Annotated in this window: 2 protein-coding genes and 1 pseudogene; all 3 read left to right on the forward strand. The window is 46.0% G+C overall.

The features are described 5' to 3' along the window. Positions 1-790 (forward strand): glycoside-pentoside-hexuronide (GPH):cation symporter (locus WEIDD23_RS14485; protein ID WP_242865428.1); only part of this gene is annotated, 790 nt, incomplete at its 5' end. Position 791: 1 nt separating this feature from the next. Then, positions 792-1,973: a galactokinase gene (locus tag WEIDD23_RS04660; RefSeq protein WP_010375236.1), complete on the forward strand. Its 1,182-nt coding sequence runs from the start codon at positions 792-794 to the stop codon at positions 1,971-1,973. A 9-nt stretch (positions 1,974-1,982) separates the two neighbouring features. Further along, positions 1,983-2,778: pseudogene (locus WEIDD23_RS14490) on the forward strand (UDP-glucose--hexose-1-phosphate uridylyltransferase); the annotation flags it as partial.

The raw sequence follows: 2,778 nt of genomic DNA on the forward strand, positions 1-2,778 counted from the left end.
GATTGCTTATCTTGGGGCGTTGTTGACGGCCGCAGGTACGAAAGAAGAGGATAATATCGTCCGCCAAAACACTGAAAAAGTGGGTCTGTTGGAGGTCTTTAAGGTCGTCGGTAAAAATGATCAATTGATGTGGCAAGCCATTTCATACATTATGTTCGCATTGGCTTATGTTGTGACAAACTCATTGTTGTTGTACTACTTTAAGTATGTCATGGGTGCTGATAGTAAGTTCTACTTGGTTGGTATTTTTACCGCCATTGAAGGGATGGTTGCCGTCGCAATTTTCCCAACGTTAACGAAGTTTTTGGCACGTCGGACGATTTTCTTCAGTGGTGCCGTAGTCATGCTAGCGGGTTATGTCTTGTTTATGGTTGCCGGTAACAATTTACCAGTTGTTTTGACAGCAGTGACGATGTTTTTTATGCCATATCCAATCATGTTCTTGGTTGTGCTGATGACGATTACGGATTCAGTGGAATATGGCCAATGGAAGTTGGGGACGCGTCACGAATCAGTGACATTGGCAATTCGACCATTGCTAGATAAGTTAGCAGGTGCCTTTGCTAATGGTGTCGTCGGCTTTGCTGCCGTGGTTGCTGGGATGACTGGTAGTGCTAAGCCAAGCGATATTACTGCGCAAGGGTTGCAACTATTTAAGGTATTTATGTTCTACGGGCCAATGATTTTGATTGTTATTTCAGTCTTGATTTACTGGCGTAAGGTGACGTTGACCGAAACACGTCACGCTGAAATTGTGGCAGAATTAGAAGAGCGATTGCAGGAGAAGTAAAATGGCATATGAATTACAAGAAGAATTAGCACAATCATTTAACAAGCGGTTTGGCTATGATCCAGCCAAGCTTTATTTTTCACCCGGTCGGGTTAACTTGATTGGTGAGTATACAGATTTTAACGGGGGCCACGTTTTCCCGGCTGCCATTAGCGTTGGGACATACGGGGCAATTGCTCCACGTGATGATAATCAAATTCGGACGTATTCGGCAAACTATCCTGAAGCGGGGATTCAAACGATTACGGTGACGGATTTGGCGTTGCGCCCCTACGATACCTGGATTAAGTATCTCCGTGGTGTCATGACGGTGATGGCTGAAGCTGGTTACCCAGTGTCAAAAGGGTTTGATTTGGCCATTGTTGGCGATATGCCCACGGCGTCGGGCCTCTCATCGTCAGCTTCTTTGGAGATTTTGTTGCTAAACATGCTCAAGGATATGATGGGTTATCAGATTGATAAGTTGACGATTGTTAAATTAGGTCAAGCTGTTGAAAATGATTATCTAGGTCTCAAAACTGGCATCATGGACCAATTTGCGGTGGCCTTCGGGGAAGACGAACAAGGGATTTTCTTAGACACCAACACCATGGCGTATGAGATGGTGCCAGCCGAATTTGGCGAGTATCGATTGCTAGTCATGACCACGAATAAAAAGCGCGAATTAACGGATTCTAAGTATAATGAACGACGGGCGGAATCTGAAGAAGCCCTGGCGTTGTTGCAAGAAAATGTTGATGTAGAAACGCTGGGCGATTTAACAGTACCGCAGTTTGAAGCAGCGGCCGCGGATTTTGAAAAAGACCATGCTCTGGTCATGAAGCGAGCTCGCCATGCGGTATCTGAAAACCAACGAACGATTGCAGCGAAAGCGGCCTTACAAGCACATGATTTGGTTCAATTTGGTGAATTGCTGACGGCATCACATGCATCTTTGCGTGATGACTTTGAAGTGAGTGGTATTGAGCTTGATACACTGGTTGAGACGGCCTTACGTCAGCCTGGTGTCTTGGGTGCGCGGATGACAGGAGCTGGCTTTGGTGGTTCGGCCATTGCGTTAGTTGAAAAAGACCAAGTACCAGCAGTTACCACGGCGGTTGGGGATGTGTATACCGCTGAGATTGGCTATCAACCCGCCTTTTTTGTCGCTGAAATTGTTGCGGGCACACACGAAATTGCGTAGGAGATAAATATGTTAGATGCACATGATACCCAGTTAGTGCTGGATTTTGTCGCTTGGGGTGTTAAATTAGGTGCGTATTCAGATTTGGAAACGGTGTATCGCACTAATTTAGTGCTAGCTGAAATTCAGGCAAATGGGGTGACTTCTGGACTGGTGGGAAACACCGAGCGGTCATTAAGTGACTTAGCGACAGCTATTTTAGCCTTGGCCCCCCAGTCGGCTACCGACCGCTGGCAGGTGGAGATTGATCGCGCACGATTGCTTAACATTGTGACACCGACACCTGATCAATTACAACAAACGTTCATGGCGAAGTATGCGCAAAGTCCAGCAACCGCAGTGGCTTATTATTATGACCTAAGTCGCGCCGTGGAAAATGTGAAAGTTGCCGATATCCAACGTAATATTGCTTATACAGCGTTGACGGATTTCGGTGAGTTGGAAATCACGATTAATTTATCTAAGCCAGAAAAGACGACGGCTGAAATAAAAGCAGCTGCATCGGCGCCTAAGAGTGACTATCCACCAACCGCTTTAGATTATACAAACGAAGGATTTGTTGGTTCGATTAAACAGGCGCCACGTAGCACGCACCGGTTTATTCGTGAAACAGTGAACGGGCAAACTTGGGGTTGGCATTATTCGCCGTATGCGTATTTTGAAGAGCATGCGATCTTTGTCGATTTTGCGCGTGAAGCAATGACCATTGACCGGCAAACGTTTGCCAATTTATTGACGTTGGTGGCACGATATCCGATGTATTTTGTTGGGTCAAATGCTGATTTACCAATTGTGGGTGGCTCGA

This window comes from Weissella sp. DD23, assembly GCF_001579105.1.
Classification (GTDB): domain Bacteria; phylum Bacillota; class Bacilli; order Lactobacillales; family Lactobacillaceae; genus Weissella; species Weissella cibaria.